Origin of the sequence: Eggerthella timonensis (assembly GCF_900184265.1) — a bacterium.
Lineage (GTDB): Bacteria > Actinomycetota > Coriobacteriia > Coriobacteriales > Eggerthellaceae > Eggerthella > Eggerthella timonensis.
Map to the genome: position 1 here is coordinate 2,463,314 of NZ_FXXA01000002.1, position 16,480 is coordinate 2,479,793.

At 66.8% G+C, this 16,480-nt stretch carries 14 protein-coding genes; all 14 read left to right on the top strand.

Features of this window, described 5'->3' with window-relative positions; translation table 11 throughout:
* Window positions 1–45: 45 nt before the first annotated feature.
* The 14 genes from C1A15_RS10235 to C1A15_RS10300 all read left to right on the top strand — a co-directional run bounded on the left by C1A15_RS10235 (window position 46) and on the right by C1A15_RS10300 (window position 16,285).
* Window positions 46–1,632, top strand: coding sequence for a YfcC family protein (locus tag C1A15_RS10235; protein WP_101722472.1), 1,587 nt, complete (start codon window positions 46–48; stop codon window positions 1,630–1,632).
* Window positions 1,633–1,890: 258 nt separating this feature from the next.
* Window positions 1,891–3,351 carry an MATE family efflux transporter gene (locus C1A15_RS10240; protein ID WP_101722473.1) on the top strand — a complete coding sequence of 487 codons (1,461 nt, stop codon included), beginning with the start codon at window positions 1,891–1,893 and terminating at the stop codon, window positions 3,349–3,351.
* 283 nt (window positions 3,352–3,634) lie between these two features.
* The gene (locus C1A15_RS10245) at window positions 3,635–5,548 is read left to right on the top strand and encodes an NADH-quinone oxidoreductase subunit 5 family protein (protein ID WP_180953148.1); all 1,914 of its coding nucleotides are present in this window, start codon (window positions 3,635–3,637) and stop codon (window positions 5,546–5,548) included.
* An 18-nt stretch (window positions 5,549–5,566) separates the two neighbouring features.
* Window positions 5,567–6,436, top strand: coding sequence for a complex I subunit 1 family protein (locus tag C1A15_RS10250; protein WP_101722475.1), 870 nt, complete (start codon window positions 5,567–5,569; stop codon window positions 6,434–6,436).
* A gap of 13 nt (window positions 6,437–6,449) precedes the next feature.
* The gene (locus C1A15_RS10255; protein ID WP_009306980.1) at window positions 6,450–6,893 is read left to right on the top strand and encodes an NADH-quinone oxidoreductase subunit B family protein; all 444 of its coding nucleotides are present in this window, start codon (window positions 6,450–6,452) and stop codon (window positions 6,891–6,893) included.
* A gap of 4 nt (window positions 6,894–6,897) precedes the next feature.
* Window positions 6,898–7,626, top strand: coding sequence for an NADH-quinone oxidoreductase subunit C (locus tag C1A15_RS10260; RefSeq protein WP_101722476.1), 729 nt, complete (start codon window positions 6,898–6,900; stop codon window positions 7,624–7,626).
* A 1-nt stretch (window position 7,627) separates the two neighbouring features.
* Window positions 7,628–8,716 carry a hydrogenase large subunit gene (locus C1A15_RS10265; protein WP_101722477.1) on the top strand — a complete coding sequence of 363 codons (1,089 nt, stop codon included), beginning with the start codon at window positions 7,628–7,630 and terminating at the stop codon, window positions 8,714–8,716.
* 7 nt (window positions 8,717–8,723) lie between these two features.
* Window positions 8,724–9,080, top strand: a complete 357-nt coding sequence (locus C1A15_RS10270; RefSeq protein WP_101722478.1) for a 4Fe-4S binding protein — start codon at window positions 8,724–8,726, stop codon at window positions 9,078–9,080.
* A gap of 628 nt (window positions 9,081–9,708) precedes the next feature.
* Window positions 9,709–10,362, top strand: coding sequence for a CDP-alcohol phosphatidyltransferase family protein (locus tag C1A15_RS10275; protein WP_101722479.1), 654 nt, complete (start codon window positions 9,709–9,711; stop codon window positions 10,360–10,362).
* A 3-nt stretch (window positions 10,363–10,365) separates the two neighbouring features.
* Complete coding sequence (locus C1A15_RS10280) at window positions 10,366–12,675, top strand: VanW family protein (RefSeq protein ID WP_101722480.1); 2,310 nt, start codon at window positions 10,366–10,368, stop codon at window positions 12,673–12,675.
* A 15-nt stretch (window positions 12,676–12,690) separates the two neighbouring features.
* Window positions 12,691–14,001 carry a phenylacetate--CoA ligase family protein gene (locus C1A15_RS10285; protein WP_101722481.1) on the top strand — a complete coding sequence of 437 codons (1,311 nt, stop codon included), beginning with the start codon at window positions 12,691–12,693 and terminating at the stop codon, window positions 13,999–14,001.
* A complete protein-coding gene (locus C1A15_RS10290; RefSeq protein WP_101722482.1) occupies window positions 13,998–14,426 on the top strand; it encodes an amino acid-binding protein in 429 nt (142 codons plus the stop codon). The genes C1A15_RS10285 and C1A15_RS10290 overlap by 4 nt, the downstream gene beginning before the upstream one ends.
* Window positions 14,419–15,822 carry a D-alanyl-D-alanine carboxypeptidase family protein gene (locus tag C1A15_RS10295; protein ID WP_101722483.1) on the top strand — a complete coding sequence of 468 codons (1,404 nt, stop codon included), beginning with the start codon at window positions 14,419–14,421 and terminating at the stop codon, window positions 15,820–15,822. The genes C1A15_RS10290 and C1A15_RS10295 overlap by 8 nt, the downstream gene beginning before the upstream one ends.
* A 25-nt stretch (window positions 15,823–15,847) precedes the next feature.
* A complete protein-coding gene (locus tag C1A15_RS10300) occupies window positions 15,848–16,285 on the top strand; it encodes an FHA domain-containing protein (protein ID WP_101722484.1) in 438 nt (145 codons plus the stop codon).
* Window positions 16,286–16,480: the final 195 nt, after the last annotated feature.

The window sequence follows — 16,480 nt, forward strand, 5'->3', positions numbered from 1 at the left end:
GAAACGTACGGAACGAAACGACGAAGGTAGACGAAAGGGGACCGCATGTCGACGGAAACCGCACTGCCCACCAGCACCGCCTCGCCCGAGGAGGATCCGCCCAAGAAGAAGCGGAAGCTCAGCTTTCCCACCGCGTTCACCATCCTGTTCGCGCTCACCATCGTCGCGGTGGCCGCCACCTGGTTCGTGCCGGCGGGCCAGTACGCGAAGCTCGCGTACAACGCCGACTCCGGCATGCTGCAGATCACGAGCCCCCAGGGCGCGGTGAGCGAGGAGCCCGCCACGCAGGAGACGCTCGACGCCATCGGCGTGAACATCGGCATCGACCAGTTCACCTCGGGCGCGCTGTCCAAGCCCATCTCGGTGCCCGACACCTACGAGCGCCTGGAGCAGCAGCCCAAGGGCATCGCCGACATCACGGTGAGCATGGTGTCGGGCACGGTGGAGGCCGCCGACATCATGGTGTTCATCCTCGTGCTGGGCGGCCTCATCGGCGTCGTGAACGCGAGCGGCGCGTTCGAGTCGGGCCTCATGGCCCTCACGAAGAAGACGAAGGGCCACGAGTTCCTGCTCGTGTTCCTCGTGAGCGCCCTCATGGTCCTCGGCGGTACCACCTGCGGCCTCGAGGAGGAGGCCGTGGCCTTCTACCCCATCCTCGTGCCCATATTCCTGGCGCTCGGCTACGACTCCATCATCTGCGTGGGCGCCATCTTCCTGGCCGGGTCGATGGGCACGACGTTCTCCACCATCAACCCGTTCTCCGTGGTCATCGCCTCGAACGCGGCGGGCGTGAACTTCACGCAGGGCATCGAATGGCGCATCGCCGGCTGCATCGTGGGCGCCGTCGTGGTCATCGCGTACCTGTACTGGTACAGCCGCAAGATCAAGGCCGACCCGACGTTCTCCTACACCTACGAGGACCGCGAGAAGTTCGCGAAGCTGTACAACGTGGAGACAGGGGAGACGAAGGAGGCGCGTGCGACCGGCTTCACGCTCAAGAAGAAGGCCATCCTCGTGCTGTTCGTGGCGGCGTTTCCCATCATGGTGTGGGGCGTCGTGAGCCAGGGCTGGTGGTTCCCACAGATGGCGGCTTCGTTTCTGGCCATCGCGATCGTCATCATGTTCCTGTCGGGCATCGCCGAGAAGAAGGTGGTGGATGCGTTCATCCACGGCGCGTCGAGCCTCGTGGGCGTGTCGCTCATCATCGGGCTGGCGCGCGGCATCAACCTCATCATGGAGCAGGGGCTCATCTCCGACACGCTGCTGTTCTGGTCGTCGGGCCTCGTGCAGGGCATGACCGGACCCGTCTTCATCATCGTCATGATGCTCATCTTCTTCCTGCTGGGCTTCGTGGTGCCCTCGTCGTCGGGCCTGGCCGTGCTGTCTATGCCCATCATGGCGCCCCTGGCCGACACCGTGGGCATCCCGCGCTCGGTGGTGGTGTGCGCCTACCAGTGGGGCCAGTACGCCATGCTCTACCTCGCGCCCACCGGCCTCGTGCTGGCCACGCTCACCATGCTGGACATGAAGTACTCCAAGTGGCTCAAGTTCGTGTGGCCCATGGTGCTGTTCGTGCTCATCTTCGGCGGCGTCCTGCTGGTCGCCCAGGTGCTGGTGTACGGAGCCGCGTAAGCGAGGAGGGCGCGTTCGCAGGCTGCGCCCGCAGGAGGGCTTTCGGGTTGTGGTCGGCGGCCGGGTCACGTATACTGGTGGCCGCTCGGGATGACCCGAGCCTTGCAGGTGCGTCGAGCCCCTCGCGGGAGCTCCGCCGCAAGCCCGTCTGCCGGGACAACCCGGGAAACCATCGAGCATGCGCTTCATCCGACGGCCCGCCGCGCGCGGAGCCGCGGCCGGGGCGCATGCTCGCGCACGTATGGAGCGAAGCGAATCATGCACGGAACCGAAGAGACGACGGAAGGCGCCCTCGCGCCCGGCAACGACCAGAAGATCGATCGCCTCGGCACCGAGAGCACGTTCAAGCTGCTGCTGGAATTCTCCATCCCGGCGGTGGCGGGCGTGCTCGTGCAGATGCTGTACAACGTCATCGACGCGGTGTACGTGGGGCACGCCGTGGGAGCCGACGGCCTGGCGGCCACGACGGTGGCGAACCCCATGATGACGGCGATGGTGGCCGTTGCCATGCTCGTGGGCGTGGGCGGCAACGCGCTGGCGGCCATCAAGCTGGGGGAGCGCAAGAAGGACGTGGCGGAGCGCGTGGTGGGGAACAGCTTCGTCTTGCTGCTCATCGCCACCGCAGTGCTGTGGGCCGTCGCGCTCTTCGCGCTCGAGCCCATCCTGCGCTATTCGGGCGCCGACGACGCCGTCCTGCCGCTCGCGCTCGATTTCATGACGATGATCGTCGCGGGCTGCCCGCTGCAGTTCATCGCGTTCGGCATGAACAACTTCATCCGCACGGCCGGCCATCCCAACCGCGCGCTGGGCTCCATGCTCGTCGGCACGGGCGCGAACGTGGTGCTGGGCTACCTGTTCATCATCGTGCTCGACGGCGGCATGCGCGGCGCGGGCCTGGCCACCGTGTGCTCGTGGGCGCTGTCGGCCCTGTTCGTTATGCAGTTCTTCCTCAAGAAGGACTCGCCGATGCCCCTGCGCCGCGCCTCGCTCGCCATCGACGGGCGCATCGCGCTGCGCGTCTGCGCGCTCGGCATCGCGCCCTGCGTCATGGAGCTGGGCTTCGCCGTGTCGTCGATGATCGAGAACAACCTGCTCGTGCTGTACGGCTCCGCCGACGCGCTCGGCGTGGACGGCGCGCTGGCGGTGATGCGCGTGCTGTCGGCCGTGGGCCTGTTCACGTTCATGCCGGCCATGGGCATCTCGATGGGCGCCCAGCCCATCATCGGCTACAACTACGGCGCCCGCGCCTACGGCCGCATGAAGCGCGTGCTCGGGCAGGCCATCGCGCTCGGCATCGCCATCACGACGCCCTTGTGGGCCACGGTCATCCTCGCGCCCGATATGTACGCGCACCTCTTCGGCCTGCCCGAGCAGTACATGGGCGAGACGGCTTGGGCGCTCGTGCTGTACCTCATGTTCATACCCATCCTGCCCATCCAGACCATCGGCTCGAACTACTTCGACGCCACGGGCCAGGCGGCGAAGGCCACCGTGCTCACGCTCACGCGCCAGATCCTGTTCCTCATCCCGCTGCTCGTGTTCTGCCCGGTCGTGCTGCCGCAGATACTGCCCATCACGGCGCTCGAGAGCGTGTGGCTGGCGCCGTCGATCTCCGACATCACCTCGACGCTGATCGTAGGCGGCTTCCTGGCCGTCGAGTGGCGGAGACTGCGCGCCGTGGAGGCGGGGAGGAAGCCTGAATCTCCGCGCAGGCTCTAGCTGCGCCGGGACGGCGCCGTCTCTTTTGTGCAAGCGCACAACGAAAAGCGAGAAGGTTACGACCCGGAAACGAACGGGTAACGCGACGCCGTTTGCCAAAGACGTGTTGCCATTGGTCGCATCCGTATTCGCCGTTGGCACCCTTTTACCGAACAATCGCCTCCGGAGGGGGCCTGTCATCCGACCGTTCACTTTTCTCTGGTAGAGTGGCAGCGCGGGCGATATCGCTCGCTTTTATTGTTCAAGTGCAATCGGTAAAGGTAAAGGGGGAAACTACGTGGCTATGCTCGGGTTTTTAATCCTTTTCCCGCTGGTTGTTGCCGGCATCCTGCTCGTGGTGCGCAACAACCGAGCGAGAAACGTGATTGTGGGAGCTTCCGCGCTCGTCATCGGGCTGGCGTCGGTGTGGCTCGTCGTATCCTATCTGGGAGCTCCATGGATAACGTATGAGTTCTACTCCCCGGTGGTCGATTACATCTGCATGGCCGTCAGCGTGCTCATCGCCGTGGCCATCCTGTATTTCGGCATCAAGTACAAGAACGTGTGGGCCTGCGTGCTCGCCGCCGTCCAGGTGGTCGGCTCGCTCGTGTTCGAGTTCGGCTTCGCCCACGACATCCTCGTGACCGAAGGGCTGTACCTCGACTCGCTGTCGCTGCTCATGGCGTTCATCATCGGCGTCATCGGCTCCGGCATCTGCGTGTACGCCCTCGGCTACATGGAGGACTTCCAGGCGCACGAGCCCGAGGGCGCGAAGGACCGCCGTCCGACGTTCTTCGCCCTCATGTTCGTCTTCTTGGCCGCGATGTTCCTCATCGTGTTCTCGAACAACATGCTGTGGCTGTTCACCGGCTGGGAGATCACCACGGTGTGCTCGTTTTTGCTCATCGGCTACACGCGCACCGAGGAGGCCATCAAGAACGCCTTCCGCCAGATCATCATGAACATCCTCGGCGGCATCGCGTTCCTCGCGGCCCTGTACGTCATGGCCATCCAGTTCAACACGCTGTCGTTCCTCGAGTTCCTGCAGATCGGCATCGCCAACCCCGGCCTCGTCGTGCTGCCGGTGACGGCGCTCGCGTTCGCGGGCCTCACGAAGGCCGCGCAGATGCCGTTCCACACGTGGCTGCTCGGCGCCATGGTGGCGCCTACGCCCACCTCCGCGCTGCTGCACTCCTCCACGATGGTGAAGGCCGGCGTCTTCTTGCTCATCAAGCTGGCACCCATCATGATGGCGTGCCCCGTGCCGTCGGTCATGGTCATCCTCGTGGGCGGGCTCACGTTCCTCTTCTGCTCGTTCATGGCCATCTCGCAGTCCAACGCCAAGCGCGTGCTCGCGTACTCGACCATCGCCAACCTCGGCCTGATCGTGGCCTGCGCCGGAGTCGGGACGAAGGAGGCCGTGTGGGCGGCGACGTTCCTCGTGCTGTTCCATGCCATCGCGAAGTCGCTGCTGTTCCTGTGCGTCGGCACCGCCGAGCACCACATCGGCAGCCGCGACATCGAGGACATGGACCTCTTGTTCGAGCGCATGCCGCGCCTCGCGCGCTTCATGATGCTCGGCATCCTGTGCATGTTCATCGCCCCGTTCGGCATGCTCTTGGCCAAGTGGGCCACGCTCGTCTCCTTCGCCGATACCGGCCAGGTGGCGCTCATCGTGCTGTTGGCGTTCGGCTCCGCCGCCACGTTCATGTTCTGGGCGAAGTGGCTGGGCAAGCTCTCCGGCATCGCCGCGCGACCCGAGAACGTCGAGGTCAAAGTGCACACGAGCGAGTGGGTGGCCATCATGGTCATGGCCGTGCTCGTCATCCTGTGCTGCGTGGGCCTGCCCATCATCTCGTGGGCCGTGGTCGAGCCCTACATCTACAGCGTGTACGGCGCCGTCGGTCAGGACATCTCGTCGTCCAACCTGTGGATCGCCTCCATCCTGTCGGCGTTCATCGCCGTGGTGCTGTTCGCCGGCCTCGGCCGCTCGAAGGCCAAGAAGGTCGACATCTACTTGGCGGGCGTGAGCCGCGACAACGCAGAGCGCACGTTCTCCAACTCGCTGTCGGGCGAGTCCACCGCATCGGCGCGCAACTGGTACCTCGAGGGCATCTTCGGCGAGAAGCGCATCTCGCCTTTCGGCACCGCGTGCTGCACCATCATCATCGTGATCGCATTCGCGGCTGCTGCCGTGGGCGTTCCGGGACTGTTCTAGGAAAGGGTGTGATCTGACATGACTATGCTGTTCGCTCTCATCGGCACCCTCGTCTTCGCCATCGTCGCGCCGGTCCTGGGATGCCTGCTCGCGGGACTCGACCGCAAGATCTCGGCCCGCATGCAGGGTCGCGTGGGGCCTCCGCTCTTGCAGCCGTACTACGACGTGCGCAAGCTCATCGAGAAGGACAACGTGTCGGTGAACTCCACCGAGGGCACCTACATCACGTGCGCCCTCGTGTTCACCCTCATCGCCGGCGGCATCTTCTTCTCCGGCGGCAACCTGCTGATGAGCGTCTTCGTCATCACGTTGTCGGGCCTGTTCTTCATCGTGGCCGCGTACTCGACGCGCTCGCCGTACGCCGAGATCGGCGCGAACCGCGAGACGCTGCAGGTCATGGCGTACGAGCCCATGGTGCTGTTCATGGCCGTGGCGTTCTACATGGCGTCGGGCACGTTCAACTCGGCCGGCGTGTTCTTCCTCGACGCGCCCGTAGTGGCGAACATCTGGCTCGTGTTCCTGGGCTTCTTGTTCGTGCTCACCATCAAGCTGCGCAAGTCGCCGTTCGACCTGTCGTACTCGCACCACGCCCACCAGGAGATCGTCAAGGGCATCACCACCGAGATGAGCGGCAAGACGCTCGCGAAGGTCGAGATCATGCACTGGTGCGAGAACGTGCTGTTCCTCGGCTGGACCGCGCTGTTCTTCCTCTGGGGAAACCCGCTGTCCATCGTGCTTGCGCTCGTGGTGGTGGCGCTCGTGTACTTCCTGGAGATCTGGATCGACAACAACTTCGCTCGCGTGAAGTGGCAGGCCCTGCTGGCGTCGGCGTGGGGCGTTGCCCTCGTCGCGGGCGGCGTGAACATCGCGTTCTTGGCCTACCTGTAAAGGAGCTGCACCTATGACGTATGCAACCAAATCACCGTGGGTCATCCACTACGACGGTTCCAGCTGCAACGGCTGCGACATCGAAGTGCTGGCCGCGCTGTGCCCCGGTTTCGATGTCGAGCGCTTCGGCATCATCAACACGGGCAACCCCAAGCACGCCGACATCTTCCTCGTCACGGGCAGCGTGAACGAGCAGAACATCGGCGTGGTCCAGGAGATCTACAACCAGATGGTCGAGCCGAAGGTGGTCATCGCGTGCGGCATCTGCGCATGCTCGGCCGGCATCTTCCACGACTGCTACAACGTGATCGGCGGCGTCGACCAGGCCATTCCCGTGGACGTGTACGCGCCCGGCTGCGCCGTGCGACCCGAGGCCATCATCGACGCGGTCGTGCAGGGCCTCGGCATCCTGGAAGAGAAGTCGAAAGCCCTGCAGGCGCAGAAGAAAGGGGCGTGAGGTCATGACCCTGCGATCCGAGTTCATCCCCCTGACCGTCGAGGGCCTGCCGGCGCTCGCGGCCGAGAAGAAGGCCGAAGGCGCGCGCTTCGTGCAGATGCTGTGCGTGAACACCGAGGACGGCATCGACCTCGTCTACTCGTTCATGAAGGACGGCGTGCTGACGAACCACGAGATCAAGGCGGTGAAGAAGGGCACCGTCGTGCCCAGCGTCACCGACCAGTTCCTGGCCGCGTTCGTGTTCGAGAACGAGGCGCACGACCTGTTCGGCATGGACATCAAGGGCATCGCCATCGACTTCGGCGGCAACTTCTACGCGCTCGCGCAGAAAGAGCCCATGACCATCGTCTCGCCCGAGCAGCATGCCGCGCGCGAGAAGGCCAAGAAGCTGGCCGCCGCCAAGGCCGCCAAGGCGGCGAAGGCCAACGCGTCGTTCGTCGCCGATCATCCCGACGCGAAGCCGAAGCGCGAGGGCGTCATCGAGCCGTCCGGCGACGACGATCTGGAGACGCGCCTGGCCGGCATGGATCCCGAGAAGGTGGCGCGCGTGCGCGCCGGCATCGCGGCGAAGGCCAAGAAGGCCGCCGCCGAGGCCGAGGCAGCCAAGAAGGCGGCCGCCGACGAGAAGATCGCGAACCTCGACCAGGAGAAGGCCGCCAAGGTGAAGGCGGCCCTCGAGGCCAAGGCCGCGCGCGAAGCCGCGAAAGCGGAAGCAGAAAAGGAAGGAGAGTAGCATGGGAAAGGCGACCGTCATCCCGTTCGGCCCCCAGCACCCGGTGCTGCCCGAGCCTTTGCACCTCGACCTCGTGGTCGAGGACGAGACCGTCATCGAGGCGGTTCCCCAGATCGGCTTCATCCATCGCGGCCTCGAGAAGCTCGTCGAGACGCGCGACTACAACCAGTTCATCTACGTGGCCGAGCGCATCTGCGGCATCTGCGCGTTCGGGCATTCCATGGGCTACGCCGAGACTGTCGAGAAGCTCATGGGCGTCGAGATCCCCGAACGCGCCGAGTACCTGCGCGTCATCTGGCACGAGCTTTCGCGTATCCACTCCCACGTGCTGTGGATGGGCCTCGCGGCCGACGCGTTCGGCTTCGAGAGCCTGTTCATGCACTGCTGGCGTCTGCGCGAGCGCGTGCTCGACATCTTCGAGAAGACCACGGGCGGCCGCGTCATCTTCTCGGTCGTCAAGGTGGGCGGCGTGGTCCGCGACATCGACGACGCCCAGTTCGCCGAGATGAAGCGCGTGCTCGAGGGCATCAAGGACGACTACCGCCAGCTGTGCAACGCCTTCCTCAAGGACACCTCGGTGAAGAACCGCACCGTGGGCGTGGGCTACATCAGCCACGAGGACGCGCTCGGCATGAGCATGGTGGGCCCGTTCGCACGCGCCTCCAACGTGAACTACGACGTGCGCATGCTGGGCAACGGCGGCTACGGCTTCCTGAGCGATTTCCAGCCCATCCTCGACGGCCAGGGCGACTGCTACGCCCGCGTGAAGGTGCGCGCGCTCGAAGTGCTGCAGTCCATCGACATCATCGAGGAGATGATCGCCAAGATCCCCGCAGGCGACATCGCCGTCGACGTGAAGGGCTCGCCCGCGGCCGGCGCCGAGGCTGCCAACGTGGTGGAGCAGCCCCGCGGCGAGTGCTACTACTACGCGCGCGGCAACGGGACGAAGTTCCTCGACCGCATGCGCATGCGCACGCCCACGTCGCAGAACCTGGCCGGCATGGCCACGGCGCTGGCCGGCTGCGATCTGGCCGACGTCAACATGATCGTGCTCACCATCGACCCCTGCATCAGCTGCACGGAAAGGTAGGAGGACCATGGGAAGCTTCAAGCTGGGAAAGATGACACTCGGAGGCCTGTTCAAGAAGCCCGAGACGCTTCTGTACCCCGTTCAGACGAAAACGCCTCCCGCGGGCCTCAAGGGCCATGTGGTGAACGACGTGGACCGCTGCATCCTGTGCGGCATCTGCCAAAAGCGCTGCCCCTGCGCCGCCATCACGGTTGACAAGCCGGGACGCACCTGGACGATCGACCGCTTCCGCTGCGTGCAGTGCGGCAGCTGCGTGCGCGAGTGCCCGAAGGACTGCCTGACCATGGAGCCCGCGTACACGCCGCCCGCGACGAGCAAGCACGTCGACGCCTTCGAGGTCCCGGAGACCAAGAAGACGGCGTAAGCGCCGCGCCGCAAAACGCGCGACCCGGAAGCCCCGCTCGTCGAGCGGGGCTTCTTGCGTTGGGTCCGCGTCGGCGAAATCGCGGTTCGTGGCAGGTTTTGCGAGTTATTCGTCGTCGTCGGCCTCGTCGAGCACGGTCGAGGCGCGGGGCGGATGCGCTGGGCCGCGTTTTGCCTGGTGGGGAGCATCCAGCGCGTCCGTTGGCGGAAAACGCCCCCGTGCAGGCGCCGTCAGATGACGAATTTCGGCGTTTTTCTGCCACGAACCGCGACTTCGCCGGCGCAAGGCCTTGAACCCGGACGAACGGGTCGGACGGGGCTGTCTTGGCCACGCTTCCCGCTTCGTGGGCGCGCGCATCGGCGATCGAATGCACTGCGAAGGCAGGCGGCGCGGGCTCGTCAAGGGTGCCGCGTTCGCCGGCGCGCTCGTCGCTTCCGAAGAGCAGGCAGCGCTGCGGTGGCGAGCCGGCGTGCTCCGGCGAATGGAAAAGCTGTTGAAGCGTGAAACAAGGGCGGGGGATGGGGGAAACCTGCTAGAATGGTGGACTATCGGATCACGTTCGACCGGGCCTGGGCGCTGGGCCCGGTTTTTGCGTCGAGGGACGCGCATGGAAGGGAAGGATGCTTGTATGGGACGCAAGGATGAGGGCTGCGCAGCCGACCAGGTGAGCGACCGCATCTTCACCGTGCCGAACGTCATATCGTTCGTTCGGCTCTGCCTCGTGCCCATCTTCCTCGTGCTGCTGTTCAACGGCTACAACATCGTCGCCACGCTCCTGTACGCGCTGGCCGCGGGCACCGACTGGATCGACGGGCAGATCGCGCGCCGCACGAACGCCGTGTCGCGCCTGGGCCAGCTGCTCGACCCGGCGGTCGACCGCATCCTCATGATCGCGGGCGTGTGCGGGCTGTTCCTCGTGGGGCGCCTGCCGCTGTGGATCATCCTCGTCGTGCTCGTGCGCGACTTGGCTCTGCTCGTGGGCGGCGCGGTGCTGCTCAAACGCTTCCGCGTGCGCGTGGCCGTCATCTTCCCGGGCAAGGTGGCCACGACGTTTCTGTTCGTGGGCTTCGCCGGCCTGCTGCTGAACTGGCCGCTCGTCCCGGGGCTCGGCCTCGTCGACGCGGCGTGGCTGCCGGGCCTGAACGCGCTGCCCTGCTCGTGGGGCATCTGGTTCGTGTACGCCGGCCTTGTGCTGGCTCTCGCCACCACGGCCTACTACGTCGTCGCCGCGCTGCGGAGCGTGCGCGCCGCCCAGGGCGTGCAGGCGGAAAGCGCGCGGTAGCCGATGACCGACCGGACGCCGAGACGAACGGGCGCAGGGCGCTCCGAACGCCCCGCTGGCTCCGGTCGCCCTGCGCCCTCGACGCAGCGCGATTCGTACGGCCGCGCCTCCCATCGCGGCGCCGCGCCTGCGCGCCGCCAGCCGTCGCAACCGCCCTCGCGCCGCTCGCGCGCGAACGCGGGCGCCTCCCGGGCGCCCCGCGCCTCCGCGCAGCGCCCGCGCGACGCCCGCGCCTACAACGCTCCCGCCGTCTGGACGAAGGACGCCCCGCGCTCCGCCGCCGCAGGCGGGCGCGGCCCCGTGCGCCGCATCCTCGGAGCCGTGGGAAGCGCGCTGCTGGCGCTCGTCGCGTTTGCGGGCACAGGGCTGGCCGCGCTGCTGCGCGCGCTCGCGCATCTCGTGGCGCGCAGCCGCATCGCCCTCGTAGCCCTCGTCGTGGTGGCGGTGGCGCTCGTCGGCGGCCTCGCGGACTTCGGCATGAACGCGGGCAAGGCCTATCCGGGCGTGCGGGTGGGCCAGATCGACGCTGCCGGCAAGACGGCCGACGAGCTGGTCGCCCTTATCGAGGAAACCTACGGCGCCCGCCTGGCCCAGGGCACCGTCACCGTCTACGCGAACGACGAGGCCGCCTCGCGCATCGCCGACGAGGCGGCCGCCGCTCAGGACGCCGCGCTGGCCGAGCAGCTGGCGGTGGAGGAGGCCCGCGCCAACAAGCTGGCCTGGACGGCCGACGCCTCGTCGCTCGAGGCCCACGTGCCGGCAGAGGAGCTGGCCGCCGAGGCGCTCGCGGTGGGACGAGAGGACGGCGGCATCCTCGCGCGCCTCGCAGCGCTCGTCTCGGGCCGCGAGCTCGAACCGCGCGCCGCGTACGCCGACGCCGCCATCGAGTCGCTGGCCGCCGACATCGACGCCGCCATCGGCGACCCGCGCGTCGACTACGGCATCGCCGTCGAAGACGGCACGGCCGCGGTGACCGCAGGCCATGACGGGTCCATGGTGAACCGCGACGCGCTCAAGCGGACGCTCGACGGCATCTTCCTCGGGCAGGAGGGCGGCAGCGGGTCGTTCGTGGCCCAGACGGAGTACGCGCCCCTGCGCGTGGACGAAGCCGCCGCCCAGGCCACGTGCGACGCCGTGAACGCCGCCATCGCGCACGGCGCCCGCTTCGCCTACGACGGCGCCACGTGGAGCGCCTCGGCCTCCGACATCGGCGGCTGGGTGGGCACGCGCGTCGAGGGCTCCTCGCTCGTGGCGTTCGTCGACGCGGCGAAGGCGAAGCCGGCGCTGCTGGCGCACGTGGCCGAGGTGAGCAAGGGCGATGCGGTGCGCGCGACGTTCGAAGTGGACGGCGACCAGGTGAGCGTGCGCACCCAGGGCGCGGGCACGATCCCGCTCGTCGCCGAGGCCGTCTCCCGGCTCGACGCGGCGCTGTTCGGCGAGGACGGCAAGGCGCTTGCGGGCGCAGGCGCCGACGAGCCGGTCGAGGTGGCCATCGGGTCGGGCCCGGCTCCCGAGACGATGCCGTTCGACGAGGCGATGGAGCTCGGCGTGATCGGCACCATCGCCGCCTACACCACCGAGTACACCACCGGTCCGGGCACCGAAGCGCGCAACCACAACATCGCCCTCGTGTCTCAATTCCTCAGCAACTCCGTGGTGAAGCCCGGCGACAGCTGGTCGTTCAACGGGACGGCAGGGGATTGCAGCACCGAGGAGCGCGGCTTCAAGGGCGCCGGCGCCATCGTGGACGGCGAGTACGACGACGCCATCGGCGGCGGCATCTGCCAGGTGGCGACCACCATGTTCAACGCCGTGCACAACGCGGGCTTCCCCGTGCTCACGCGGCACAACCACTCGCTCTACATCGCCAGCTACCCCACGGGCCGCGATGCGGCGGTCAGCTGGCCCGATTTGGACCTCGTATGGGAAAACGATTCCGCCAGCGATGTTTTGGTGCGTCTTTCTTGTGTGGACGGGTCCGTAACCGCTACACTATACGGAGTCGATCCCGGATACCTCGTGTCCACGACGACCGGCGATTGGGGCGAGGGCGAGAAATACGCGACCAGGACGAAGGTCGACGAGACGCTCGCGCCGAACACGAGCTACGTCAAGACGCGGGGCACCGACGGACGCACCATCACGGTCATCCGCACGGTGAAGGACGAATCCGGCGCCGTCTTGCACGAGGACGCGTTCAACTCCGTGTACGACCCGGTGACGGAGGTTGTCGTCGAAGGGCCGAAATCCGCGGACGACGATAAGGGCGACGCTGCGACGGAGGGCTCTTCATCCAACGTCACGAGCAATTGAGAGGTGAATACTCAGGTGTACTACCAGCCAGACATCGAGACCATGCCCGTAGAGCAGCTGCGCGGCCTGCAGCTCGCGCGCATGAAGAAGACCGTGGCCCACGCCTACGACAACGTGGCGTTCTACCAGCAGTCGTTCAAGGACGCCGGCGTCGAGCCGGGAGATCTCAAGACGCTTGACGATCTCGCGAAGTTCCCGTTCGTCGTGAAGCAGGACATGCGCGACGCCTACCCGTTCGGGCTGTTCGCCGTGCCGCAGAAGGACGTCGCGCGCATCCATGCGTCCTCCGGGACGACGGGCCAGGCCACCGTGGTGGGCCACACCGCGAACGATCTGGCGAACTGGGGCGACTGCTTCGCGCGCGGCATCTACATGGTGGGCGGCAACGAGAACTCGACCATCCAGGTGTCCTACGGCTACGGCCTGTTCACGGGCGGCTTGGGCGCGCACGCCGGCGGCGAGGCCGTGGGCTGCTCGGTGATCCCCACCTCGTCGGGCAACACGAAGCGCCAGATCCAGATGATGAAGGACCTCGGCACCGACATCCTCGCATGCACGCCGTCCTACGCGCTGCTCATTGCCGACACGGCCATCGAGATGGGCTACGACCCCGCCACCGAGTTCAAGATCTCGGCCGGCATCTTCGGAGCCGAGCCCGCCTCCGAGAGCATGCGCGAGGATATCCGCAAGAAGCTCGGCATCCAGTACTGCGACGTGTACGGCCTGTCCGAGGTCATGGGCCCCGGCGTGGCCATGGAATGCGCCGAATCGAGGGGCCTGCACGTGGCCGAGGACCAGTTCTACGCCGAGATCGTCGATCCCGACACGCTCCAGCCCGTGCCCGACGGCACCTACGGCGAGCTCGTGTTCACCACGCTCGTGCGCGAGTGCTGCCCGCTCGTGCGCTACCGCACCCGCGACGTCACGCGCATCATCCCCGAGGCGTGCGGCTGCGGTCGCACCCACCGCAAGATCGACCGCATCGTGGGCCGCACCGACGACATGCTCATCCTGCGCGGCGTGAACGTGTTCCCGTCCCAGATCGAGCAGGTCATCGTCAGCTTCCCCGAGATCGCGGCGCAGTACCAGATCATCCTCACCTCGAAGGGCCCGCTCGACCACGTCGAGCTCGACGTGGAGACCGTTCCCGAATTCCCGTTCGACGAGATCCGCAAGCTCGAGGACCTCAAGCGCCGCCTGGCGTCCGAGCTCAAGAGCAACCTGCAGATCGCCGTCGACATCAAGATCGTGGAGCCGAAGACCATCGAGCGCAGCGAGGGCAAGGCGAAGCGCATCATCGACCTCAGAGAAGGGAAGAAGGCATGATTTCGCAGCTGACCGTTTTCCTCGAGAACGAGAAGGGCCGCCTCGCGGCCGCCTGCCGCGCCGTCTCCGACGCGGGCATCAACATGCACGCGCTCAACCTCGCCGACACGGCGGACTTCGGCGTCGTGCGCATGCTGACCGACACGCCCGAGGCCGCGGCCGAAGCGCTGCGCGAGCAGGGCTACCGTGCCACCGTCACCTCGGTGCTCGGCGTGCGCGTGCCCAACGTGCCGGGCGGCCTGGCCACGCTCCTCGAGTTCATGGACGAGCAGGACGCGAACGTCGAGTACGGCTACTGCTTCTCGGTGAACGAGGACTTCGCCGTCGACGTTCTCAAGGTCGACGGCTCGGACGATCTGGAGCAGAAGCTGACCGAAGCCGGTTTCGAACCGGTCCGACCGGAGGATATCTACCGCATTGACTAACACCTTCAAGCACCTCGCATCCATCGGGCATGCGCGCTTTCTGGCGTGCATGCTCGCGTGCGCGCTCGCGTTCTCGAGCGCGGCCGTGCCCACGCTCGCCTTCGCCGACGTGCGCAAGGCCGACGTCGTCTACGGCCAGACCGTCGACGCGCGCGGCCTGGCCGTGGCGCAGTGCCCCAACATCGACGCCGAGTACGCCATCGTGATGGGCGCCGACGGCACCGTGTACTTCGAGCGCAACGCCCAGAGCCCCACGCAGATCGCCTCCATCACGAAGATCATGACCGGCGTGGTCGCCCTCGATGCTGTGGCCAGCGGGCTCGTGACGCTCGATTCCCCCATCACGGTGTCCGCCGCCGCGGCGGCCGTGGGCGAATCGTCGGCGGGCCTGCAGGAGGGCGACGTCATGGATCTCGACGCGGCGCTCAAGGCGCTGCTCGTGCCTTCGGGCAACGACGCCGCCGTGGCCATCGCCGAGACCGTCGGGGCCCTCATGGAGCCGGGCGCGGCCGATCCGGAAGCCGTGTTCGTGGATGCGATGAACGCCAAGGCGCAGGAGCTCGGCTGCACCGACACGGTGTACGAGAACCCCCACGGCCTCGATTTCGACGCCTACGAGGGCAACCTGCACAGCACGGCCGCCGACGTGGCCAAAGTGGTGCAGTACGCCATGACCAACGACACGTTCCGCGCGGCCGTGGGCGGCGGCAGCACCGACATCCAGGTGACGCGCGCCGACGGCACGAAAGCCGACATCTACCTCGAGACCACCGACGGCTTCTTCGACATCTACGAGTACGCCGTGGGCGTGAAGACCGGCGTCACGCTGCTGGCCGGCCCGTCGTTCGCGGGCGCCGCCAACAAGGACGGACGCGAGCTGTACGCCATCGTCATCAACTCGTCCTCGGAGGCGCAGCGCTTCCAGGATGCCGAGAACCTGTGCGAGTGGGTGTACCAGCACGAGATCTCCTACCAGCTGGCGAACAGCCCCGAAACCGCCACGATGAACGGCGCGGAGGTGCCGGTGGTGGCCGAGGTGGCGCACGCCGGGTGGATCGACGCCACGGTGAAGGCGACGCTGCGCGATCCCGCCGCAGCCGTCACCATCTTCGACCTGAACGGCAACGTGAGCCAGTCGCTCGAGTTCGACGAGCTGACGGGCAACGTGAAGGAAGGCGACAAGGTGGGCACAATCACCTTCAAGCAACGCAACGCCACCATCGCGACGATGGACCTCGTAGCGTGCGAGGACCTGGACGCGCCCGACTTCTTCGAGGGCGTCGGCGTGTGGTGGGACCGCCTGTTCCGCAGCTTCTCGGGCGGCCAGCAGGAGGCGCAGTCCGTCACGCTCAACGAAACGCCGCTCGTCATCGACAAGACCGCGTCCGCCGCGTAACGCCGGACCTCAGAGAGGATACGCCATGAGCATGTGCCCAGTATGCAACAACCCCATCGACTCGCAGGCTGCCGCCTGCCCGCATTGCGGGTTCAAGCTGCTCGGCTCGACCCAGCGCTTCGAGCCGCTGTCGTTCGGCGACGACGCGCTTCCCGTCGCGGCGGCCCCCCAGGCAGCCGCCGCGCTCCACGTGGTGCGCGGGCCGCAGACCGGCGTGACCTACCAGCTGGGCGACCAGCCGCTCACCATCGGCCGGAGCCCGCAGTGCGACCTGTTCCTCAACGACATGACCGTGTCGCGCGAGCATGCCGCGGTGGAACCCGCAGACGGCGGCTACGTCATCCGCGACGCCAATTCGTTCAACGGCGTGTGGGTGAACAACGACAGCGTGGAGGCGCGCCGCCTCGTTTCGGGCGACGTCATCCAGATCGGCGCCTTCTGCCTCGTCTACAAGGAAGAGTAGCGCCGTATGTCCCCAATGGGGTCTGACCCCATTGGGGACATACGGCCGGATACGGGTGCATCATCGCCCCGAAAACACGCTTGGAGGCCGTTTTGCGTGTTTTCGGGGCGATGATGCGTTTCGGAGCGCTCGTCATTCTCGCTCAACGTGCGCCGTTCGGCTCGGTTTCGATGGTTTGACCGGGGCGGGCGGCGC